This window comes from Clostridioides sp. ZZV14-6153, assembly GCF_020657855.1.
In the GTDB taxonomy this organism is placed as follows: domain Bacteria; phylum Bacillota; class Clostridia; order Peptostreptococcales; family Peptostreptococcaceae; genus Clostridioides.
Genome location: NZ_JAGWCZ010000007.1, coordinates 92,059 through 115,175 on the forward strand (window position 1 = coordinate 92,059; position 23,117 = coordinate 115,175).

19 protein-coding genes are annotated in these 23,117 nt (G+C 29.3%); 4 read left to right on the forward strand and 15 right to left on the reverse strand.

All coding sequences use genetic code 11. The annotated features are described in order from the left end of the window. Positions 1-80 precede the first annotated feature (80 nt). Positions 81-1,088 (forward strand): SpoIVB peptidase S55 domain-containing protein, encoded by a 1,008-nt coding sequence (locus KGF46_RS10725; RefSeq protein ID WP_227842791.1) that lies wholly within the window; start codon positions 81-83, stop codon positions 1,086-1,088. Positions 1,089-1,372: 284 nt separating this feature from the next. Here the strand turns inward: KGF46_RS10725 and yunB are convergent, their stop codons facing one another. Next, positions 1,373-2,071 (reverse strand): sporulation protein YunB, encoded by a 699-nt coding sequence (yunB, locus tag KGF46_RS10730; RefSeq protein WP_227433393.1) that lies wholly within the window; start codon positions 2,069-2,071, stop codon positions 1,373-1,375. Between the two features lie 214 nt (positions 2,072-2,285). Between yunB and KGF46_RS10735 the strand changes: the two genes are divergently transcribed. Continuing rightward, positions 2,286-4,955: a transglycosylase domain-containing protein gene (locus KGF46_RS10735; protein WP_227842790.1), complete on the forward strand. Its 2,670-nt coding sequence runs from the start codon at positions 2,286-2,288 to the stop codon at positions 4,953-4,955. A 184-nt stretch (positions 4,956-5,139) separates the two neighbouring features. Here KGF46_RS10735 and KGF46_RS10740 read toward each other — a convergent pair whose 3' ends face one another. From KGF46_RS10740 to KGF46_RS10755, 4 genes are read right to left on the reverse strand one after another with little or no spacing between them, the layout of a single operon-like run. Next, positions 5,140-6,075 carry a DUF1177 domain-containing protein gene (locus KGF46_RS10740; RefSeq protein WP_227842789.1) on the reverse strand — a complete coding sequence of 312 codons (936 nt, stop codon included), beginning with the start codon at positions 6,073-6,075 and terminating at the stop codon, positions 5,140-5,142. A gap of 39 nt (positions 6,076-6,114) precedes the next feature. After that, positions 6,115-7,260, reverse strand: a complete 1,146-nt coding sequence (locus tag KGF46_RS10745) for a M20 family metallopeptidase (protein ID WP_227829674.1) — start codon at positions 7,258-7,260, stop codon at positions 6,115-6,117. Between the two features lie 13 nt (positions 7,261-7,273). Next, positions 7,274-7,738, reverse strand: a complete 465-nt coding sequence (locus KGF46_RS10750; RefSeq protein ID WP_227829675.1) for a hypothetical protein — start codon at positions 7,736-7,738, stop codon at positions 7,274-7,276. 14 nt (positions 7,739-7,752) lie between these two features. Further along, complete coding sequence (locus tag KGF46_RS10755; RefSeq protein ID WP_227829676.1) at positions 7,753-8,595, reverse strand: DUF3100 domain-containing protein; 843 nt, start codon at positions 8,593-8,595, stop codon at positions 7,753-7,755. A 148-nt stretch (positions 8,596-8,743) separates the two neighbouring features. On the opposite strand from KGF46_RS10755, the gene KGF46_RS10760 reads away from it, so the two are divergent. Continuing rightward, complete coding sequence (locus KGF46_RS10760; protein ID WP_227829677.1) at positions 8,744-9,610, forward strand: LysR family transcriptional regulator; 867 nt, start codon at positions 8,744-8,746, stop codon at positions 9,608-9,610. Positions 9,611-9,736: 126 nt separating this feature from the next. Here the strand turns inward: KGF46_RS10760 and KGF46_RS10765 are convergent, their stop codons facing one another. The 10 genes from KGF46_RS10765 to KGF46_RS10810 all read right to left on the reverse strand — a co-directional run bounded on the left by KGF46_RS10765 (position 9,737) and on the right by KGF46_RS10810 (position 20,371). Then, positions 9,737-10,756 (reverse strand): LacI family DNA-binding transcriptional regulator, encoded by a 1,020-nt coding sequence (locus tag KGF46_RS10765; protein WP_227829678.1) that lies wholly within the window; start codon positions 10,754-10,756, stop codon positions 9,737-9,739. Between the two features lie 170 nt (positions 10,757-10,926). Beyond that, positions 10,927-11,289 carry a stage V sporulation protein AE gene (gene spoVAE / locus KGF46_RS10770; protein ID WP_169468704.1) on the reverse strand — a complete coding sequence of 121 codons (363 nt, stop codon included), beginning with the start codon at positions 11,287-11,289 and terminating at the stop codon, positions 10,927-10,929. Between the two features lie 12 nt (positions 11,290-11,301). Then, a complete protein-coding gene (gene spoVAD, locus KGF46_RS10775) occupies positions 11,302-12,315 on the reverse strand; it encodes a stage V sporulation protein AD (RefSeq protein ID WP_227829679.1) in 1,014 nt (337 codons plus the stop codon). 135 nt (positions 12,316-12,450) lie between these two features. Beyond that, on the reverse strand, positions 12,451-12,888 hold the full coding sequence (gene spoVAC / locus KGF46_RS10780; protein ID WP_003418420.1) for a stage V sporulation protein AC: 438 nt from the start codon (positions 12,886-12,888) through the stop codon (positions 12,451-12,453). 228 nt (positions 12,889-13,116) lie between these two features. After that, complete coding sequence (gene sigF / locus KGF46_RS10785) at positions 13,117-13,881, reverse strand: RNA polymerase sporulation sigma factor SigF (protein WP_227433403.1); 765 nt, start codon at positions 13,879-13,881, stop codon at positions 13,117-13,119. Positions 13,882-13,903: 22 nt separating this feature from the next. After that, complete coding sequence (gene spoIIAB, locus KGF46_RS10790; protein WP_227829680.1) at positions 13,904-14,332, reverse strand: anti-sigma F factor; 429 nt, start codon at positions 14,330-14,332, stop codon at positions 13,904-13,906. Between the two features lie 13 nt (positions 14,333-14,345). Then, entirely contained in the window at positions 14,346-14,681 is a 336-nt protein-coding gene (gene spoIIAA, locus KGF46_RS10795) for an anti-sigma F factor antagonist (RefSeq protein WP_227829681.1), read from the reverse strand. A gap of 86 nt (positions 14,682-14,767) precedes the next feature. Beyond that, on the reverse strand, positions 14,768-16,858 hold the full coding sequence (locus tag KGF46_RS10800; RefSeq protein ID WP_227854709.1) for a molybdopterin-dependent oxidoreductase: 2,091 nt from the start codon (positions 16,856-16,858) through the stop codon (positions 14,768-14,770). Positions 16,859-17,671: 813 nt separating this feature from the next. Continuing rightward, positions 17,672-19,285 (reverse strand): DEAD/DEAH box helicase, encoded by a 1,614-nt coding sequence (locus tag KGF46_RS10805; protein WP_227829683.1) that lies wholly within the window; start codon positions 19,283-19,285, stop codon positions 17,672-17,674. Positions 19,286-19,375: 90 nt separating this feature from the next. Next, positions 19,376-20,371, reverse strand: a complete 996-nt coding sequence (locus tag KGF46_RS10810) for a calcium/sodium antiporter (protein ID WP_227829684.1) — start codon at positions 20,369-20,371, stop codon at positions 19,376-19,378. 360 nt (positions 20,372-20,731) lie between these two features. On the opposite strand from KGF46_RS10810, the gene pflB reads away from it, so the two are divergent. Beyond that, positions 20,732-22,963 carry a formate C-acetyltransferase gene (pflB, locus tag KGF46_RS10815; protein ID WP_227861970.1) on the forward strand — a complete coding sequence of 744 codons (2,232 nt, stop codon included), beginning with the start codon at positions 20,732-20,734 and terminating at the stop codon, positions 22,961-22,963. Positions 22,964-23,117 lie beyond the last annotated feature (154 nt).

The following is a 23,117-nucleotide window of genomic DNA, read 5'->3' on the forward strand; positions in this document are numbered from 1 at the left end:
TTCTTGAGCAACATAATATTGAGGCAGCAAGAAAATTTCAATTTTATTATTAAAATATTTTAATAAGAAAGAGGTATTCTATGCAATTTAAAAATTTTTATTTTAAAGATAAAGCTTTAAGTAAAAGAAATAACTTAGCTAAGTCTAAATTTACAATTGTTTTAACATTTTTATTTTTATTATATTTTTTCTCAAATAATTTAATTTATGCACAAAATTTACAAAAAAGTGAACCTCAATATTTAATACCTATAGGAAATGTTCTTCAAATTGATGCAGAACTAAAAAATATCATTGTTAGAAGTCCTGGTGAAGCATCTCCATTTAGATTAGGTGATGCTATAATCAAAGTAAACAATATAGAAGTTGATGGATATAGTGATTTTGCTAATACACTAAATGCTTTACCAGAAGAAAAACCAGTTTCTATTTTATTAAATAGAGGTGGTCAACTTCTAACAATGAAAACAACTAAACACATATTAGAAAAAATTAGTTTTAATAACTTACTTTCTGGATTTGCTACTTTGACTTATATCAATCCAGAAACCTCAGAATTCGGTGCTGTAGGTCACCCAATAAGTGTTGGTAATTCAAGAAAAATACCTATAAAATCAGGTTCAATTTCTACAACTAAACATCTTGATATAGAAAAATCTTATCGAGGTAGTGTTGGATGTATAAATGCAAAAAGAGAAAATATTATTGGTAGTTTTACAGAAAACACTGATTTTGGAATAAGAGGTCAAATTAATAATTTTGATATTTCTAGCTTAAAAAAATATAAAGTAGCTTCATTAAATGAAGTTAAACTAGGAAAAGCTCAAATAATTTTACAAAACAACTCTAATGAATGTAAAAAATATAATATTGAAATTGTAGATATAGAAAACCAAAATCATCCTGAGAGTAAAAGTTTTAAAATTAAAATCACTGACAAAAACCTTTTAGCTCAAACTGGTGGTATTGTACAAGGTATGAGTGGTACTCCAATAGTACAAGATGATAAAATAATAGGAGCAGTTTCTCATGCCATTGAAAATGACCCAGCTGTCGGTTATGCTGTATTTATTAAATGGATGTTATAGATAATAAATATTATAAGTAATTTGTAAACTTTAAATCATCATTCAATAAATGTTACTAATATATTTGGTCTGAAGATATATTCCTTCACTCTACAGACCAAATATATTAAATATTTTACATATTTAAAAACATAAATTTTTATTACAATTATACTAATTTTTATTACAACTATTATATTAATTTTTATTACAACCATTTTAATTATTATTTATTACTTATTATTTACAAAATTTTTATTTATAAACTATTATTTCAAATTTATCAAAAAATAAACATCACTATATTACTTGTTAGCATTTTTTCCAGTGTTAGGTAAAACATTCCCAAGGTTCTTTTCAGGTATATTTACATAACTTTCTGGAACATCACCTACTATTATAGTCTCACAAATAGGTATCTGAGCTTTAATTTGTTTTGTTGAAGTTATAAGTGGGATTACAACTTTTACTTGGGTTTGAGCTTCTAAATATATCCTATGTCTTGTTTGATTTATGCCTGAAGACTCAAATTCCGTTTTAAAGTTTACTGATACTGTTCCTATAGGTTCAATAGATACTTCAAGTTTAGGACCGTATTTAGCTAATATAGGACTTCCTAATGCTGTTCCTATAGGTATGTAAGAGTCTGCTGTTTTACCTTTTTTTAATTCATCTTGTATTTCTAAAGCTATTGCAGATGCAATTTCATTCATCATAATAGTATTTGCTTGTATCATAGTTATTTTTCCATTATTATCAAGCTGTATATCCATTAAATCTTCATAATTTATTTTTCCTTCTACCATTTCAGCAACAGCTTTATTTATAGACCTGTTTGCTAATTCAAGAGCTTTTGTTTCTGCTAGAACTGTAATTGTTGGTCTTAAACTTTTATCTATATATATAAAACTGCCTATAAATACAGACAAGAAAAGAATTAACAAGAAAATAGCTACAATTTTTCTAAATTCATTTTTCTTTTTTCTATCTACTATTCTATTCAAATTTATCCCCTCCTATTTATTTATATGTAACTTTGGCATAATTTTTATAATATTTGTCAAAAATAAATAAATAAAAATATAGACTTATTAATACATTTTGTTTATACATATCTACAATGTAAAGAATATTATAGCAAATTCATTTTTTCTATTAATTACAAAATTACTCCTATTTGTGTTATAATATTGCATTAAGTAAGGAGGTTAAAATCTTATGAATAACGATAATGATAAAAATGGAAATAAAATCAGAAGAAAAAAGGTTAGCTCATCTAGTAACTCAAATAAACCAGTTAATAGAAATTCAGCTAACAAAACTCGTTCAACTAAAAACAAGAATAAACCTAAAAAAAGCGATAAATTTAAAAGACTAAGAGTATTTGGTATAGTATTTTTAGTTTTATTAGTTGTTGGTGCAGCAGGTACTGCTGGATTAGTATTTGCATCATTAAGAGATGTCTCTCCAGTTACAGAAGCTGTTTTAGACAAACAAACCAACCAAACAACTACAATTAAATACGCTAATGGAAAAACATTATCTACTGCTCCAAGTGTAAATAAAAAGACACCCGTTCCATTAGATAAAATTTCAACTCATCTTCAACATGCAGTAATTGCAATAGAAGATGAACGTTTTTATGAACACAAGGGTGTTGACATTAAAGGTTTATTTAGATCAGTATTAAAGACTCTTACAGGTACCAAGCAAGGTGGTAGTACTATTCCTATGCAGGTATCTAAGATGCTGTTGACTACTGAGCAACAAACTCTACCTCGTAAAATAAAAGATATTTATTATGCATATGAGATGAGTAAGACAGTAAGTAAAGACAAAATATTAGAAACTTATTTAAATAACTTCTTCGTTGGAAAAGGTCTTGCAGGAGCTGAAGCTGGTGCACGTGGTTATTTTGATAAGTCTGCAGCTGACCTTACTATAGCTGAGTCAGCACTTCTTGCTGGTTCAACTAAAAACCCATCTAGGTTCTCAGCTTACAAAACTTCTAAATTAGATGGAAGTGAAGCTAAGAGTGACTTAGAGAATAAATTATTATTTTTTGTTAATACAACTGATGATGATTTAGATGACCCAACTCAAGTAGACTTTGATATGATTGAGAAATTAAAGACTTGGGAACTTATATCTAGTGATACTTATAGACAACTAAAAGCAGGTACATTAGTTGTCAGAAAAGCTATAAACAATCCTGAAGCTAAGAAAAGACAAGAAATTGTTCTAAAGAAAATGTTAGACCTAGGATATATAAAACAAAAAGAATATGATGAAGCAATTAATGCTAAGATAGAAATAAAATTACCTAAATCAGCAGATAAAGTTTCTTCATCTGTAGAAGACCTTATTGAAAGTGAAGTTATAAATGCCCTAATGGAACAAGGTCATACAAATGATGAAGCTCAAAACTTATTCTACAATGGTGGTCTAATTGTAAATACAACTATAGACCCTAAAATGCAAGATGCTTTAGAAGAAGAATTTGATAAAAATAGCAATTTCCCAGGCCATATGGTTGGACCTGATGGAGTTAGCCAGCCACAGGCTGCAATGGTAATTTTAGATTACAAGAATGGTGAAATAAGAGCACTAGCTGGAGGTAGAAACATAAGTGGCAGAAAAACTTTAAATCGTGCTACTAGCCCTCATCAACCAGGTTCTTCTATAAAACCTCTAGCAATTTATACGCCAGCTATTGATACTTTAAAGATTACACAATCAACTGCTCTAAATGATGTTAGAGGAGGATATAAATTTGAAGAAAATAATAAGTGGAATCCAAGAACTACTACTAGTGGTCATGGTTCTATGAGTTTACGTAAAGCACTTGCTAAATCTTCAAATACAATAGCAGTTAAAACTGCTGAAATGCTTGGAGATTCTTACGATGAATGTATAGATATAATGATGGACTACTTAAAGAACTTTGGTATAACAACTGTTAAAAATAGCCAAACAGGAGCAACTGATAGACAGTTTCCAGCATTAACACTTGGTGGTATGGCAAGTGGTATTACCCCACTTCAGATGGCTGCTGCTTACGGTACATTAGCAAATCAAGGAGTTTATGTAGAACCATCTATTTACACTACTATAACTACTTTTGATGGCCAATTATTAGTTAAAAACGCTCCTGAGGAACATAAAGTTGTAGACCCAGAAGTAGCTTATGTTGTTACAGATATGTTAGAAAGTGTAATTACTGAAGGTACAGGTGGTATTGCATCACTTCCAAAAGAAATGCCTGTTGCAGGTAAAACAGGTACTACAAATAGCGCATATGATGCTTGGTTTGTTGGTTATACACCTTATTATGTAGGAGCAACATACATTGGAGATGATGCTGGTAGAAAAGATGATGCTGGTAACACCATAAAACGTAGAGATGTTCCACATGGAAGTACTAGTACAGCAAAACTTTGGCAAAAAATTATGTCAAAAATACATGCAAATTTAACAGTTACTGAATTTGAAGTTCCTAAAAATGTATATTTTACAAAAATTAATTTAGAAGATGGAGGAAAGCAATCTTCTGGCTCTAAAGCAGCATTTATTGAAGGTACTGCTCCTTCTAGAGTAAGTTCTCAACCATCTCCTGAAGATACAAAGAAACCAGATAATAATCAACAAGAAGAAGAGAATAATAATAACAACAATAATTCAGGTAACAATGGTGGTGGCTCTACTCCTCCTGATAATGGTGGAAATAGTGGTGGAACTACTACTCCTCCTGATAATGGTGGAAATAGTGGTGGTACTACTCCTCCTGATAATGGTGGAAACAGTGGTGGTACTACTCCTCCTGATGATGGTGGAAACAGTGGTGGTACTGTCACCCCTCCTGATGGTGGTGGAAATACAACACCTTAGTTTAATAAAAGATTATATTTAAATATTAATAAATACTTAAAATTCAAACAAAAATATAAGGAGTTGCCTCAGAGTGATTTTTAGAAATCCTCAATGAGACACTCCTTTTTTAGTAATTATAATTAATGTGGGAATTGTTATAATATTTATGTATTACAAATTATATAAATTTTATATTTTTTGCTTATTGTATACCAAAAGTCTGGAATGTATTTAATTTACCATATCTTTTGATAAGTATATCCCATTCTTCCTTATCATAAAAATCACACTTATTTACACCAAATAATTTGGCAACTTCAATTGCAAATCTACCAGCTGACTCTAAATCACTAAAATGAGTTGCACCTGTAGCACATCCAGCAACAGGCATTTCTGTAGTAATTGCTACTCCAACTACTGGAGAATTTGTAGCAACTGCTGGCTGTAAAATACTATTCAAATGATACAAGTCATTTCCATATGGTGTTATATCTTGAATAGATAAAGGAAATACAAATGGAGATTTTCCAGTTACAGTCTGTATAATATCTAAAAGATTATCACTAGTTTTCAATATATACCCTTCTTTTACAGTTGGCGATATTGCAAATCCTCTAGTATTGATTATTCTATTACCTTTAGTAGTATCGATTGAAAGTATTGCATCACAACTACTGTCAACTTCATTTTCATTCATAGTTATCATATCTATTGGTGAATCCATAAAAGGTGTAGGATAGTGCTCTTTAGTTGGAGCATCTGGACAAATATGAGTCGAAATCACAATATCTCCTTCTAATACATCTCCTTTTCGTTGCATATCTAAAAGTTTCGCTGCTACTGAAATTGCTACCAATGCTCCATCACCATCTGAAACAAAACCTATTACCTCTGGTCTTGCCCCAATACCTCCAAGTCTGCCTAAAATACCAAGAGTAGGAGCACTTCCTCCTTTTAATTTACCATTCTTGCCAGCAATTGTAAGCTTAACTAAATCTGTAGAACCTTTACTTGATGAAAGCTTTTTTACTATTATATTTTCTCCACCATAGCTTTGTAAGTATGTCTTTACTTCTTCTCCACTTGCAGTTGATTTGTCTAAAATATCATAAACCTCTAATACTTGTTTTAATACCATATTTAATCTCCTTTCTTTATGTATTTTTTTAATAATACATTATTTACTGTACAAAACATCTACACCACACATTGCTAGTACTTTAATTGCTTTTATAAGTGCTATTTTTCCTTCTTCTCCACCAGCAGCTACAGCAAATTCTTCTGTATGAGTTGCAGTATTTTCTTTTAATTTGATATACGCTTGTATTGCAGGTATTTCATGAGTTAAATTTCCAGTATCAGTTGAGCCAATACCTTGAGTTAAATCTCTTTCAATATAGTCTTCACCTAATACTTCAAAATTTTCTCTAACTATATTTACTAATCTTGAATCATTTTTTATTTCTTTATATATCTCATCTAATTGAATTACTTCTACACTAGTTCCTGTAGAAATTGCAGCTCCCTTAGCACAATTTTTAAGCATATCACAAATTTCATTTAGGTATTCTATGCTTAATGCTCTTACATTAAATATAGCTGTAGATTTTTCGGGAATTATGTTATGTATACTACCTCCATCAGTTATAATTCCATGTACTCTTGCATAATCTTTAAGATGTAATCTCATGCTATTTACACTATTAAACAATGCTATTACTCCACTTAATGCACTTCTTCCTTCCCAAGGATAAGCAGCAGCATGAGAAGCTTTTCCACTAAAATCAAATTTTAAATTAACTTGAGCAAATGATATATCATCAGGTATTGAAGCATCACATGGATGTAAAATTAATGCAGCATCTACATCTTTAAATACTCCTTCTCTAATCATAGTTATCTTTCCACCTACTCTTTCTTCAGCAGGTGTTCCAAACACTTTTACAGTTCCTTCTATATCATATTTTTTTATAACTTCTTTTAAAATAATACCCGCTCCAACAGAACTTGTGCCTATAATATTGTGTCCACAAGCATGTCCCATACCTGGAAGTGCATCATATTCAGCTAAAAAAGCCACTGTCTTTCCACCAGTTCCATTTGAGTAGACTGCCTCAAAAGATGTTTCTAATCCTCCTACACCTTTTGTCACATTGAATCCATTTTCTTCTAATAAATCACATAATGCTTTTTGTGATTTAAATTCTTCAAATGCTAATTCTGGATTTTCAAATAAAGATTTAGATACCTTTTCAAATGATGCTTTTTTCTCATCAGATAACAACTTTATATCTTCTTTGATTTTTAATTTTAATTCTTCCATACTTACTACCTCCTTAAAGCATTCCATTTATTTTTAGAACTGTTTGAGATATAAAAGCAGAACCAAAATAAGTAGATGTCATAACTATAAATGATATAACTACTAGCTTCCAGCTCAAAGTCTTTAATATATCCAATTGGTTACCTACAGAAATTCCTGCAAAAGCTAATAATGGTGTTACTGTAGACATAAAATTTATTTTTCCTATATTACTTGCTATAAAATCTCCAACTGGTGATATTGGAAGTGATAATACAAACGCAACCAAAGTAGCCCATGCAAAACCTGGTAAATTTGGTCTCTTAACAAAATTCTTTATTACAATAGCAATTATTACTAATATAAAACCAAATACACTTCCAATCAATAAATCTTTAGCCTGTGTTTTAAGTGCTATAGCCTGTCCAAAGCAAATAATAATATATATGAACATTACTATTTTTATCTGTTCCATAATAGTCTTCAAAGTTTTTTCCATCTATACACCCTCCATTATAAAACATCTCTTGTTTTTGTTTTTTTTCTACTTCTAAACTTCTCAATAATTGGAGCCACTTTACTATAATAATAATTGGCAACTGGTAATGATAAAAATAATTCTATGTATATTCCAGTAACAGCTGTAATCAATCCGCTGGTTGCTGAATAAGCTAAAATCTGTTCAGACATATTTGGTACAGTATTCATCAATGATGCTGTTGCAGCCCCCATCATAGAACCACTTCCCATTCCTGATGCCATTGCTAAAGCATATGGATGAAAGCCTATAAGAACACCCAGTGGTGCCAAAAATGAAAATAATAATGTTCCAAAGATACTACCACTTATATAAGTTCCTAATGTTCCTATACCTTCTGGTGAATTCAATCCATACTTATCCCCAATAATTCCTAGTGCTGTGTCACGACATAATGAAAAAGTTCCTCCTAATGCACTTCTTCCAAGACCTAATGCTACTCCAACAGGTAATGCTATTAACATTGTACCCATATGACCAAACTCTTGTAATAAAAGTGCTGGTCCTGCTTGAAGTAATATACCAACTTTAGGTCCTGCATTAATTCCAAACATGATTCCCAATGGATATAGAGTTAAGGATAAAAGATATGGAGATACATTTATTTCATTATCTCCTATAAACTTTTTTAAAGCTGGTATAATCCTTCCTAACAAATGAGGGGAAACAGCCATACCTATAAAGATAGCCCATAGTATACTAAGTAAAGTTATATTAATACCCATAACTTTAAATGAAATAGGCCCAATTAATTCAGCCAATACTGTAATTATACAGGCTGCTATCAGAGCATTTCTAATTCCTGTCTTTCCTTTCATTTCTGTACCTCCTTGCAATTTTTATAATTTTCTTACAATATAATTGTTAGTGATTTAATTATATATTCTCTCATCGATAATGTATAATATAAATTTTTCATTATTTTTATATGCTTTTAGTCATAAAGCAAAAGGAGGATTAAACATCATGGATTTATTACAATTAAAATATTTTCAAGTTATAGCTCGTACTGAAAATATGACTAATGCTGCTAAGCAATTGCATGTAACACAGTCAGCACTTAGTAAAAGTATAGCTCTACTTGAAATGGATTTAGGTGTAAAATTATTTGACAGGAAAGGAAGGTCTATTAAATTAAACTATTGCGGAAATATTTTTCTTAAAAGAGTTGATTCAATACTTAATTTATTAGATACATCAACTAAAGAAATAAAAGATTTAGCTTGTAGTGAGTTTGACCAAATCAAATTAATCGTACTTACTGCATCAGGGTTAATTTTAGATGTACTTAGTGAATTTAAAAAATTACATCCAAATATTTCATTCAAATTAATGCAACATGTTCCAAAATCAACATTTGACTACGATTTTGATATATGTATTACTTCATATTGCTTTGAATTTAAATCATCAAATTATGAAGTATTAACTAGTGAAGAAATATTTATAGGTATCCCTTATAACAATCCACTATCAAAGCTTAACAGTATATATTTTAAAGATGTACAAGATGAGAATTTTATATGTTTAGAAGAAGGTACAAATTTCAGAAAAATTACAGATAGATTTTGTAACTATGCTGACTTTGAACCTAATGTATGTTTTGAATGTGATTCTCCTTCAACTGTTTATAATTTGATAAAAGAAGGTCATGGAGTTGGATTTATTCCTGAAAAATCATGGTGTATAGATTATGAATCTTCTATTAAACTATTGCCTATTAATGATATAAGATGTGAGCAATTTATTGAGCTATATTGGACAGATAATAAATTTTTAAACAAGTCAACAAGGATGTTTATTGATTTTATAAAAAACTATCTTAATAAATAGTAAAGCTCAATGTTGCACTGAGACCCAAAAGGTTGGACTTTATACTGGAATGAGTTTTCATTCCAGTATTTTTATTTTTATGCAGGTTTTTATTCATATTAAATTTTATAATCAACTGGACTACTTTTAGTTTTTTATTCTATTAACGCTGTTTCTTATAATTAGTCTTGGATAAAGTTTTCTTGGGATATGTTCTGTACTCTTTTTATTTATTGTATTTACTAAACTATCTACTCCATTTTTTATAACTTGTTCTCTTGGGTCATCTATTGTTGATAAGTGTGACCTAAAGTAAGATATCAATTCAATATTATTATATCCTATTACAGATATGTCTTCTGGTACATTTATACCATAAGTAGTTTTTAATTCTTGTATTATAGAAATAGCTGGTACATCTTGTTGCACAAATATAGCTGAAGCTTTTTTTATTTTATCAATATATTTTTTTAATAGCTCAACTTGAGATTCAAAATCCATTCTAGATTCAATTACATCAGTCTTTAAATTAGCTTCTTCCATAGCATTTAAATACCCTTTTGTTCTATCTTCGTGCATTTTTGAACTCTTATCTTCTGAAGTTATTGTTATTATATTTTTATGACCATGATCTATTAAATGCTTAGTAGCTATATAACCTCCATATACGTTATCATCCCAAAAGAAATTATCTACTTCTCCTACAAAAGATGGCTTAAAATATATGAATACATGTGGAAAATTATTGTCTTTTAAAAACTCATACTCTTCTTTTTTTATTGATTGAGACACTATTACTAATCCATCAACCATTTGTCCATTAACCATTTTATAGACATTACTGTCACCACTAATGTTATTATTAGGCTGTATTATAAAGTCGTACTTATTAGTCTCAATAGAATTTATAGAACTGTCCATTATATCACTAAAAAATTTTCTAGTGTCTTGATGATTAAAATTATTTGAAAAGATTACCCCTATTCTATTTGTTTCTTTTTTTGCTAGATTTCTCGCATTTACATTAAAATGAAACCCTAGCCTGTTAGCCTCTTCCACTACCTTCTTTTTTGTTTTTTCAGATACATTAGGATTATTGTTTAAGCACCTAGAGACAGTTGAATAGCTAATGCCTAGGTTCTTTGCAATATCTTTAATAGTTACCATCTTTATCCCCTACTTCACTTCATTTTATTTTTGCTAATATAATACTACACCATGTTGTAAATAATTGTCAACTTGATTATGTAAACGCTTGTAACTATAAAAAAATAGGTAGAATCTAAAAAGATATCTACCTATTTTAATAAAAAAACTTATCATATATTTAAGTGATTTTATGGTTTTGCTTTTGGTGTAAATACTACTGACATAATATATCCAAAAAATATAGCTGCGGCTATTCCACCAGCTGTAGCAGTTGTTCCACCTAGAAAAATACCTAAAAATCCATCACTTTGTATTGATTTTATCACTCCTGTTGCAAGTGAATATCCAAATCCTATTATAGGAACTGTTGCACCTGCTGCTGCAAACTTAACTAATGGCTCATAAAGTCCTAGAAAAGTTAAAACTACACCAGATGTTACATATGTTACCATAACATATGGAGTTTGCATCTTAAAATAATCCATCATTACTTGGGCTATTAAACATATAATTCCACCTACAATAAATACTCTTACATAGTCCATTAACATATATATCACATCCTACTCATTTACTATTACTACTGCATGTGCAACACATGGTATTGTTTGCTTTTGTAGTGTACTTGTTGGTGATAATAGTGCTCCTGTTGATACGAGCATTACTTTGTTAAATTCTTTTTTTCTTAACTTTTCATATATATATCCTGCAAATACTGTAGCTGAACATCCACATCCACTTCCACCACAGTGAACATCTTGCTCTTTAAGGTTAAACATTTCTATACCACAATCAGTATAACACTTTGAAATATCTACACCTTTTTGTTTTAAAAAGTCTTCTGTTATCTGTTTTCCAAGTGTACCTAAATCGCCAGTGGCAATTATGTCAAAGCTATTTGGGTCATCATTAGTGTCTTCAAAATAAGAATATATAGTATCTATTGCTGCTGGAGCCATGGCTGGTCCCATATTATTACCATCATCAATACCTTTATCTATTACTTTTCCAACTGTAACATATTTTACTTTAGGACCTTCTCCATTAGGAGCTAGTAAAACACTTCCTGCTCCTGTAACTGTCCATTGAGCTGTCATTGGCTTTTGATTTCCTAGCTCTAGTGGAAATCTGAATTGTCTTTCTGCTGTACAATAATGGCTTGATGTACCTGATAGCACTAAATCTGCAAAACCACCATCTACAAGCATAGAACCTATGCAAAGTCCTTCTGCCATTGTAGAACAAGCACCATATATACCCAAAAATGGAATTGCTAATTCTCTTGCAGCAAAAGATGCTGGTACTATTTGATTGATTAAATCTCCACCTAACATGTAATTTACATCTGACAGTTTTTTTCCTGCCTTTTGTATGGCTTTCTGTGATGCAGTCTCTACCATTTTACTTTCAGCTAATTCCCAAGTTTTTTCACCATATAAATCATCGGTCATAATCATATCAAAATAGTCCTTTAGCGGTCCTTCACCTTCTTTAGAACCGACTATAGTGCCAGCTGATATTATTGTTGGTTTATTTTCTAGCTTGACTGTTCTTTTTCCAATTCTTTTATTTTTCATATTTTCACACCTTTTTAATTTTGAATTTTACTATTTAATCCTTTAATATTAATTGAAATTTTCATAGCTATTTTCTAATAGATAATTTTTCTAGCTAATAGTTAATTAATAAAGTTTAAATTAAATAAAAATCATCTAAAACATTTTAAAAATATAATAAATAATTCCACATAAAATAGAAGAACCTATACCATAAACTAAAACTGGTCCTGCAATTTTAAATAGGTTTGCACCTACACCTAATACATATCCTTCTCTTTTATACTCCATTGCAGGAGATACTATTGAGTTAGCAAAACCTGTTATTGGTATTATAGAACCAGCTCCTGCTCTTTTTCCGATTAGGTCATAAACTCCTAATCCAGTTAGAAATGCCCCTATAAATATTAGTGTTATTGATGTAGCAGAACTAGCACCTAATTTATCAAGCCCTCCAACTTTCATGTATAAATCATTTATAGCTTGCCCTATCATACAAATAATTCCACCTACAATAAATGCAAGTGTATAGTTTTTTAAATATGTAGGTTTTGGGCTTATTTGGTCTACATACTTTTTATAATTTTTATCCATACTAAACACCTCTCTAAAGTATTATTTGTTAATTTTAAAAAAATAAACCTATAATTTATTTTAGACACTTAAAGTTTTGTCAAAAAATAAAAAAGATGCCTAATAAAGAAAATAATTTATTTTCTATTATAAAGACACCTTGTTTTTTAATATTTTTTATTTGAACTTATAATTTTTTAATCGAAACTTAAAAACTTAATATAAAAACTTAATATATTATAAATATTATCATGATATATATTCTTTTAACTTAGACAATACTTTTTTCTCTATTCTTGATACTTGAACCTGTGATATATTGAGCATTTCTCCTATTTCACTTTGAGTCATATCTTCAAAATATCTGAGAACTATTATTTGACGTTCTCTCTTATCCAGTCTTCCAAGTATGTCCTTTAATAATATATTATCTACAACTTTTTCTTCCTCACTTTCTCCTTTCATGCTTATCTTATCAATAAGACAGATTGGAGAACCTTCTTCTTCATGAATAACACCTTGCAAATACTCTACATTAAAGTTAGCTTCCATAGCCATTACTAAATCTTCTTTTTCTACATCTAATGCTTGAGCTATTTCTTCTATACTTGGCTCTCTACCTAGCTTTTTAGTTAAAGCTTCACTTTCCATCTTGGCCTTTACAGCTATTTGCTTCAATGACCTTGATACTTTTATCATACCATCATCTCTTAAGTATCTCTTTATTTCACCTAGAATCATTGGTACTGCATAAGTAGAGAATTTAACATTAAACTTGGGGTCAAATTTATATATTGATTTTATTAAACCTATAGAACCTAACTGAAATAAATCTTCTCTATCATACCCTATATTTAAAAATCTAGATACAACGCTCCTAACTAGACCTAAATTACTTGATATTAATATTTCTTTTGCCTCTTCATCTCCATTTTGAACTTTATCAATAAGTTCTAGAGTCTCTTCATGACTAAGAAGAGGTTTTTTTTCTTCTCTGGCAACAGTTACTTCCATAATAAAACCTCACTTTTGGACTTTATTTAGGCAAATTTATTTTTTTAGTCATTTCAATTCTAGTGCCATTATCTTTTCTAGAACTTACCTCTACATCGTCCATAAAGCTTTTCATAACTGTGAATCCCATTCCTGATCTATCAAGTTCTGGTTTTGATGTATAAAGTGGTTCCATTGCCTTCTCCACATTTTCTATTCCATACCCTTCATCTTCAACTACAATTTTTATAGTATTTCCTTCTATCTCACATCTCAAAAAAACAAACTTAGAACTGTCTTCTTCATATCCATGTATTATAGCATTTGTAACAGCCTCAGAGACAGCAGTTTTTATATCAACTAATTCATCTACTGTTGGGTCTAATTTTGCTGCAAATGATGCTACTATAACTCTTGCTAAACTTTCATTTTCTGATAGTGCCGAAAATTTAACTTCCATAATATTATTCATCACATACTCCTCCCTACAAAGAACTTAGAGCTTCTTCATACGTATCATAAATGCCAATAATTTTATTTAACCCAGATAAATCAAAAATTTTCTTAACTCGTGAACCTATATTAATTACTGAAACTCGTCCCCCTTCATTAGAAATTTTTTTATATCTACCTATGATGACACCTATACCTGAAGAATCCATAAAATTAATATTTCCAAAATCAAATACAACATTTTTTACTTGATTAACACTTAATAAGTTATCTATTTCTTCCCTTATTTCATTAGCTACATGGTGGTCTAGTTCTGAGCACATAAATTCTATGTATAGATTCTTATGTTCTAAGGAATATTTTACCATCAAAATCCCTCCTTCAATAGTTTTGTAAAAATAGTAACTTTTAATCAATTCTATAATCTTATTTCTATTCCTTCAATGAAATTTAACTAGTTTTGTCGTATTATTTCTACCATCGTTTCATTATATGTTACTTGACCACCAATATCTGATATACCAGTATCTGTTAAACTATTAGGATTGCCATGTTTCTTCCACCATCCAACATACATTTTTACTATATAATCACTTACTCTGTTATCTATATTTATCTGAACATCTATCTTTGTTTTTTTTGACTTTAAATCTACAATCTCTTTATTCTTAACACCTATTTTTTTAGCCATACTTTGATTTATATATGCTTGAGCTATAGATGTCTTATCCATAAAGTGTTGACTAAACAAAGTATCTGCATGGTGATTAGTTAGCAGTCTAAAAATATTTTTTCTATTTTCATATTCAAAGTTTCTAGTTTTGTTACTTATATACACTGGAATTGGACTAATTCCTAAATCTCTTATCCTTTCTGAATAAAGTTCATACTTTCCAGATGGAGTTTCAAACTTCTTATCTTCCCAAGCAATAGGATTATGTATAGTAAAATAACTATTTTTAAGTTTTTCTATATCTAGGCTTTTATCAAAGCATTTAAGTGGTTCAATTACTTTTTCTAAGTATTCTTTTTTTGATACAAAAGGATAGTCTCTTAGCTCCATCTTTTTAGCTAACTCCATAAAGAAATAATACTCATCCATCAATTCATGCTTTGGTTTTACTGCTCTTTCATTGTATGTTATATATGGATTAGTCATTGAGCTATAAATTATATCTTCACTTTCAAGCGTATTTGTACAAGGTATAAATAAGTCACATAAAGTAGCTGTGTCAGTTATAAACATATCAAAACATACTTTAAATTCAATCTTTGAAAAAACTCTTTCTAGTTCTACTAAATCTGGCAACTGATTTAACATGTTACTTTTAGTTATTACTGCCATCTTTATAGGAATATTTCCTTTTAGTGATTTACTTGACATATTATCAAATTCACTCAGTATATTATTTGTTTTCTCTAACATATTATTAGCTTCATTTGGTGTATTGTCTTTTAAAGATTCTTCTATAAACTTGCTAATATTACTTACATAAAACTCCCTATCTTCTCCATATGATTGACTATTATAAGGGTCAGCATCTATCACATTTGGATAAACCTTATTAGCATAATTCACTCCTCCACCACTAAATCCTATTTGACCTGTTATAGCTCCTAAGGCATCTATCGCTCTTATTGTATTTCCTCCATTTTTATACTTTTGAAGACCATAACCTACGTTTATACTTGAATATTTATTAGCATATAAATTAACTAACTCTCTTATATCCTTTTCTTTAACACCACATTCATCACTTAAAAAGTTTAAATCTAATGAATCCAAATATTTTTTATATTCCTCAAAACCAACAACATACGAATTTATATATTCTTCATCCTGCAAGTTATCTTCTATTATAATTTTTGCCATAGCCATAGCTAATGCTCCATCTGTTCCAGGGCTTACTTGTATGTACTTATCTGCCATTTGAGCAGTCTTTGTATATATAGGGTCAATGACTACTATTTTTATCCCTTTTTCTTTAGCTTTTTTAATTATTTGCATAGTATGAATGGTAGTATATGCTGGATTTTTTCCCCATATAAAGATACTCTTGCTGTTTAGCATATCTTCTATAGCATGTCCCTTAGCTACTCCAAAGTCATACTTTTGGGCATGTATTCCTGCACTCCAACATGGCCCTCCCTTATGTCTACTAACTCCTCCATAAAAATTAAAAAACACATCTCCTATATATTTTAATATAGACCCACTTCCATATTGGTCATAGTGCATAATAGACTTTGATGTATACTGTTCTTTATAATATAGGAGTTTATCTGCCATTATCTCTAATGCTTCATCAAAAGAAATCTTTTTCCATAGACCGTCTACCTTTAACATTGGAGTCTCTATCCTATCTTTATGATTTAATCTATCTAAATGAGCCAACCCTTTTTTACATATAAATCCTTTTGTATAAGGATGATTCCTATCTCCTTCAATTTTTATCACATTATTTCCACTAGTATAAACATTAAATTTACAACAATCATGGCAATCTAGTGTACATCCATGACTTAATTTCTTCATTGTATCCATAAAATATCTTTCTCTCCTTATAAACGCTACCTATTCACTATATTTTTATTAAGATTTGTATACTGAAAATATCCTGCTGAAGACATAAATATATTTTATCAAAATAAATTTAAAAATACCTTATAAATATGATATTCATATAAAATTACTTTCAACAAATCGAATTAAGAAAGCACAATATTAAATTCACACATACTGTTTAATATTAAAATAGCAGTTAGACTGCCTTATAGATTTACTTACTATATTTCTTAGTTAATAAAAAACCTTTCAATTACTTTATCTTTAAGATACAGTAATTGAAAGGTTTTACTAAGTTTAAAAATTAATTTTAAATCCTTAGACATTTTTCATTTTCTCTTTTGTATCACATTAAAAGTTAACTTGATAAGTTAAATTGATTTTTATCTATAACCTACTTATAATATGATTATATTAGTGCTATATTTGAAAGTTATAAACACATTATATTATAATATACTCTTTACACATTTCAATCTAGTTTTCAATGCTTTCCCCTTTGCCAGTATAAACATAAAAATTCTGTTAACCGTATGGATTACAAAGAATTCTAAGCGATTAATTAATTTTTATTTGATTATTTATTTTCTAATGTATTTTTTCTACTTACAGAAATAAAGTACAAACAAAATTTAAAATGTCTTTAATAATACTATTATATAAAACAATAAAAGCCTTATGTTGTTGATTCTTACAGATTACTTATCATCTGTTTTGAAAACACATTAGGCTTTTTAAATATTCAATATACTATTTTATATATCTTTCGATTATATTTTTATATACTATATATTATTTTTTCTTTTTGTTGGCTTTTTCTATATTAATTTTGTTACCTTTTATCTTAATATCTTTCATTTTTTCAATTACTGTTTTTGCATCTTTTTTAGGTATTTCAACAAAAGTATACTTATCATATATATCTATAGTCCCTACCATTTTACCTGGTATTCCAACTTCTCCAGCTATAGCACCAACGATATCTTTAGCTTGTATTCTTTGATTTCTACCAATATTGATAAACAATCTAATCATACCATCTTTAGCTCCAGTAACACCTTTTCTATCTCCACGTTCTCTTCTAGGTTTTTCTTCTATTATTTCTTCTTTCATTTCTTCACCTAGAGATAACTTAACAAGTGCAGCAGCAATATCAACCATTGCATAATCTTCATCATTACAGAAGCTTTCTAACCATTGTAATTGTTTAGTTAAATGACCTTCTTCTATAGTTTGTTTAACTTGTGCAAAGAAAGTACCTACTTTTTTCTCTTCAACATCAGTTATTGTTGGTATATTATGCTTGATTAATTTAGATTTAGTATATCTTTCTATATCTTTCATCTTTCTCATTTCTTTTCCAAATACAAAAGTAAATGACATACCTTCTCTACCAGCACGACCAGTTCTACCAATTCTATGAACATAGTATTCTTCATCTTGTGGTAAATCATAGTTGAATACACATTCAACATCATCAACATCTATACCTCTAGCTGCAACATCAGTAGCAACAAGTATATCTATTGTACCATTTCTAAACTTATCCATTACTATATCTCTTTGTGTTTGCTTTAAATCACCATGTAATGCATCTGCAAAATATCCTCTTGCTTGTAAATCTCCCACTAATTCATCTGCTTTTCTCTTAGTATTGCAGAAAACAACTGACAATTTAGGGTCATACACATCAACTAATCTACATAATACTTCCAATTTATTTGATGATCTAGTTTCTATATAATATTGTTTTGTATTTGAAACTGTAAGTTCTTTTCTAACAACTTTTATATGTTCTGGGTCTTTTTGATATCTCTTAGTCAAATCTAAAATTCCTTTTGGCATAGTTGCTGAAAAGAAAGTTGTTTGTCTTTCCTCAGGAATCTTACTTAAAATCATTTCTATATCTTCTCTAAATCCCATATCTAGCATTTCGTCTGCTTCATCTAGTATAATCATTTTTACATTATCCATCTTTAATGTTTTACGATTAATATGGTCTATTGTACGTCCAGGTGTACCTATTACAACTTGCACACCACTCTTTAGAGATTTTATCTGTCTATCTATTGGTTGACCACCATATATAGGTAATGTCTTTATTCCGTACGAGTATTTAGCTAGTTTTCTTATTTCTGTAGATACTTGTATTGCAAGTTCTCTTGTTGGGCAAAGTACTACAGCTTGTAAACTTCTATTATTTGGGTCTATTGTTTCTAGTATAGGTATACTAAAAGCTGCTGTTTTCCCCGTACCAGTTTGTGCTTGTCCTATAACGTCTTTACCTGACAAAATTGCAGGTATAGACTGTGCTTGTATAGGAGATGGCTCTTCAAACCCCATTTCAGCTATAGCTTTTTTTATTCCCTCATTTATTGGTAAATCTTCAAACTTTGTTATATTCATATATTATTCCTCTCCGTTATCAATTAATCTTAACCTATCCATTATATACTTTTTTAGGATATTCTGCAATTAATATTTTTAACAGTATGATTAAATAATATACATAAAATACAAAATTGATATATATATAAAATATGTAAATAACATTAATATACCTTGTAATCTACTAAGTCTATTTGATTTAAGAGTTGGTACTATTACTAATAACAATAATAATATCATAAATGGTATATCAAGTTTTCTATTTTGAGATAATATTGGTATGTTATTTGGTATTGCTGATACAGCTATTACTGATACTATATTCAATATATTTGCACCTAAAATATTTCCTACAGATATTTCATGATGATTTTTTCTTATGGCAGTAATTGAAGACACTATCTCTGGTAAAGAAGTTCCAAGTGCTATTATAGTCAAACTCACTATACCTTGAGGTATATTAAGAAAACTAGCTATTCTTACACCACTCTCTATAAGAATTTGAGAACCTATTATCATCATTATTAAGCCTGTAGCAAAAATTATTAGTATTTTTATGATTTCTGCTATAGAGAAACCTCTGTACTGTTTACTCTTCTTTGTAGGTATTTCTTTAATAGTATCTTTTTGAACACCTCTATTTTTAGTATGCGATTTCCCTACAACACTCTTATAGTTATTAACCATATAAAAAATCAATATTATTATAAGTAATAATGAATCTCCTCTTGTTATAACTCCATCTAACCCCAATAAAATTAAAACTATAACAGATACTATTAATAGTAAAGACTTAGAAAAAAACATTTTTTTATCTACATTAAATGGACTTATAAAAACAACTAACCCTAATGCTAATCCTGTATTACATATTATAGAACCAATTGCATTTCCTAAACTCATTGTAGTGTGACCATCAATAGAAGCAAGTAATGACACTGTAAATTCAGGCAATGTTGTTGCAAAACTAACAATAGTTGCTCCAAGTATAATTTCTGAAATATTCGTTTTTCTACCTATCTCTACAGTACAATTTATAAAGATATCTGCGCCTTTAGTAATTAATAGGAAACCTACTAAAAATAATATCACTGTGATAAACAATATATCACCTCCCCCTATTAAATAAATATTCAAGTTGTAAAGATGTATGCTTTTTCTTTTTTGTACTGAGATTTATTTATTTCTAATTTATAATTTTTTCAAATATTACCTTATTAATTTAGACATTTATTTGTTTCATTTTATTAATATATGGGTATAATTTCATCACATTACTAACATATAATTTGTTTTATACTTTAAAACGACATTTTTTTATTTTTCATGTATACAGGATACGTATAATATGTTATTATTATATTAGAAAATATATTTTTTAAAAAATATATAAAATAAATTAAGTATATAAAAATTAATTTTAATAACATTATTTATCATTTAAATCTAAGGAGGAAATACTTAATGAATGCATGGCAAGGATTTAAAACAGGAAGATGGACTAAAGAAGTAAATGTCAGAGAGTTTATACAATTAAACTATTCTCCATATGAAGGAAATGACTCTTTCTTAGCTGGTGCTACTGAAAACACTAAAAAATTATGGGACAAAGCAATGGTCTTATTTAAAAAAGAAAGAGAAAATGGTGGTACTTTAGATGTAGATACAAAAACTATTTCTGGAATAGCTGCATATGCTCCAGGATATTTAGATAAAGTATTAGAAACAATAGTTGGATTACAAACGGATGCCCCTTTAAAAAGAGCGGTTATGCCATATGGTGGTATAAAAATGGTTGAAAATTCATGTGATGCTTTTGGATATGAATTAGACCCTGAAATAAAAGAAATATTCACTAAATATAGAAAAACACATAACCAAGGAGTTTTTGACGCATATACTCCAGAAATGAGAGCTGCTAGAAAATCTGGTATAATAACAGGTCTTCCAGATGCTTATGGTAGAGGTAGAATAATAGGTGACTATAGAAGAGTTGCTTTATATGGTGTTGATGCCTTAATAGAAGATAAAATCGAACAAAAGAAATCATTAGAAGTTTCTTGTATGGATGAAGAAGTTATAAGACTAAGAGAAGAAATAACTGAACAAATATCAGCTTTAAACGAACTTAAAAAGATGGCTGAATCTTATGGATTTGATATATCAAAACCAGCAACTAACTCAAAAGAAGCTGTACAATGGTTATACTTTGGTTATTTAGCTGCTGTTAAAGACCAAAATGGTGCTGCAATGTCTTTAGGTAGAACATCTACTTTCCTAGATATATACTTTGAAAGAGATTTAAAAGCTGGAACAGTAACAGAGGAAGAATTACAAGAATATATGGACCATTTTGTTATGAAATTAAGAATGGTTAAATTCTTAAGAACTCCTGATTACAACAACTTATTCTCTGGAGACCCAACTTGGGTAACTGAGTGTATAGGAGGTATGGGAGTAGATGGTAGAACATTAGTTACTAAAAACTCATTTAGAATGTTAAATACTCTATATACATTAGGACCATCACCAGAACCAAACTTAACAGTTTTATGGTCAACTAAATTACCTCAAGGATTCAAAGATTTCTGTTCTAAAGTATCTATAGATACAAGTTCAGTTCAATATGAAAATGATGATTTAATGAGACCATACTGGGGAGATGATTACGGTATAGCTTGTTGTGTATCTGCAATGAAAATAGGTAAACAAATGCAGTTCTTCGGAGCTAGAGTTAACTTAGCAAAAACTTTATTATATGCTATAAATGGTGGTATTGATGAAAAATCTGGTGCTCAAGTTGGGCCAAGATTTGAGCCTATAACTTCTGAGTATTTAGACTTTGATGAAGTTATGAGTAAATTTGAACCATTTACTGATTGGTTAGCAAACTTATATGTAAATACTTTAAATGTAATACACTATATGCATGATAAATACTCTTATGAAGCATTAGAAATGGCATTACATGATAGAGATATATTTAGAACTATGGCTTGTGGTATGGCTGGATTATCAGTTTGTGCGGATTCATTATCTGCTATAAAACATGCTAAAGTTAAGACTATCAGAAATGAACAAGGAATAGCTGTTGATTTCGAAATAGAAGGAGATTATCCAAAATACGGAAACAACGATGATAGAGTTGATAGTATATCTGTAGAGCTAGTTGAAAGCTTCATGAATAAGATAAGAAAAAATAAAACTTATAGAAATTCTTATCCTACTCAATCTATACTTACAATAACTTCAAATGTTGTTTATGGTAAGAAAACTGGTAATACACCAGATGGTAGAAGAGCTGGTGCTCCATTTGCTCCTGGTGCAAACCCAATGCATGGTAGAGATACTAATGGTGCTTTAGCTTCATTATCTTCAGTTGCTAAATTACCATATGAGCATGCTCAAGATGGTATATCTAATACTTTCTCTATAGTACCTGGTGCTTTAGGAAAAGATATGGCTGAAAGAATAAATAATCTTTCTGCAATGATGGATGGTTACTTCGCTCAAAATGCTCATCACTTAAATGTTAATGTATTTGATAGAGCTACTTTAGAAGATGCTATGGAACATCCAGAAGAATATCCACAATTAACTATAAGAGTTTCTGGATATGCAGTTAACTTCATAAAATTAACTAAAGAACAACAATTAGATGTTATAAACAGAACATTCCACGGTAAAATGGCTTAGTCTTTAAATTTTTATACTTTAGCTAAGATTACTACTGTGTAGAAAATAAAAATAAATGGCTATCTTATATTCGGATTATTTCTGGTATAAGATGGCCTTTTTTAGAGAAATATTATAACTATTAATAAAGTTATCAAAATATATTGTGAGGTGA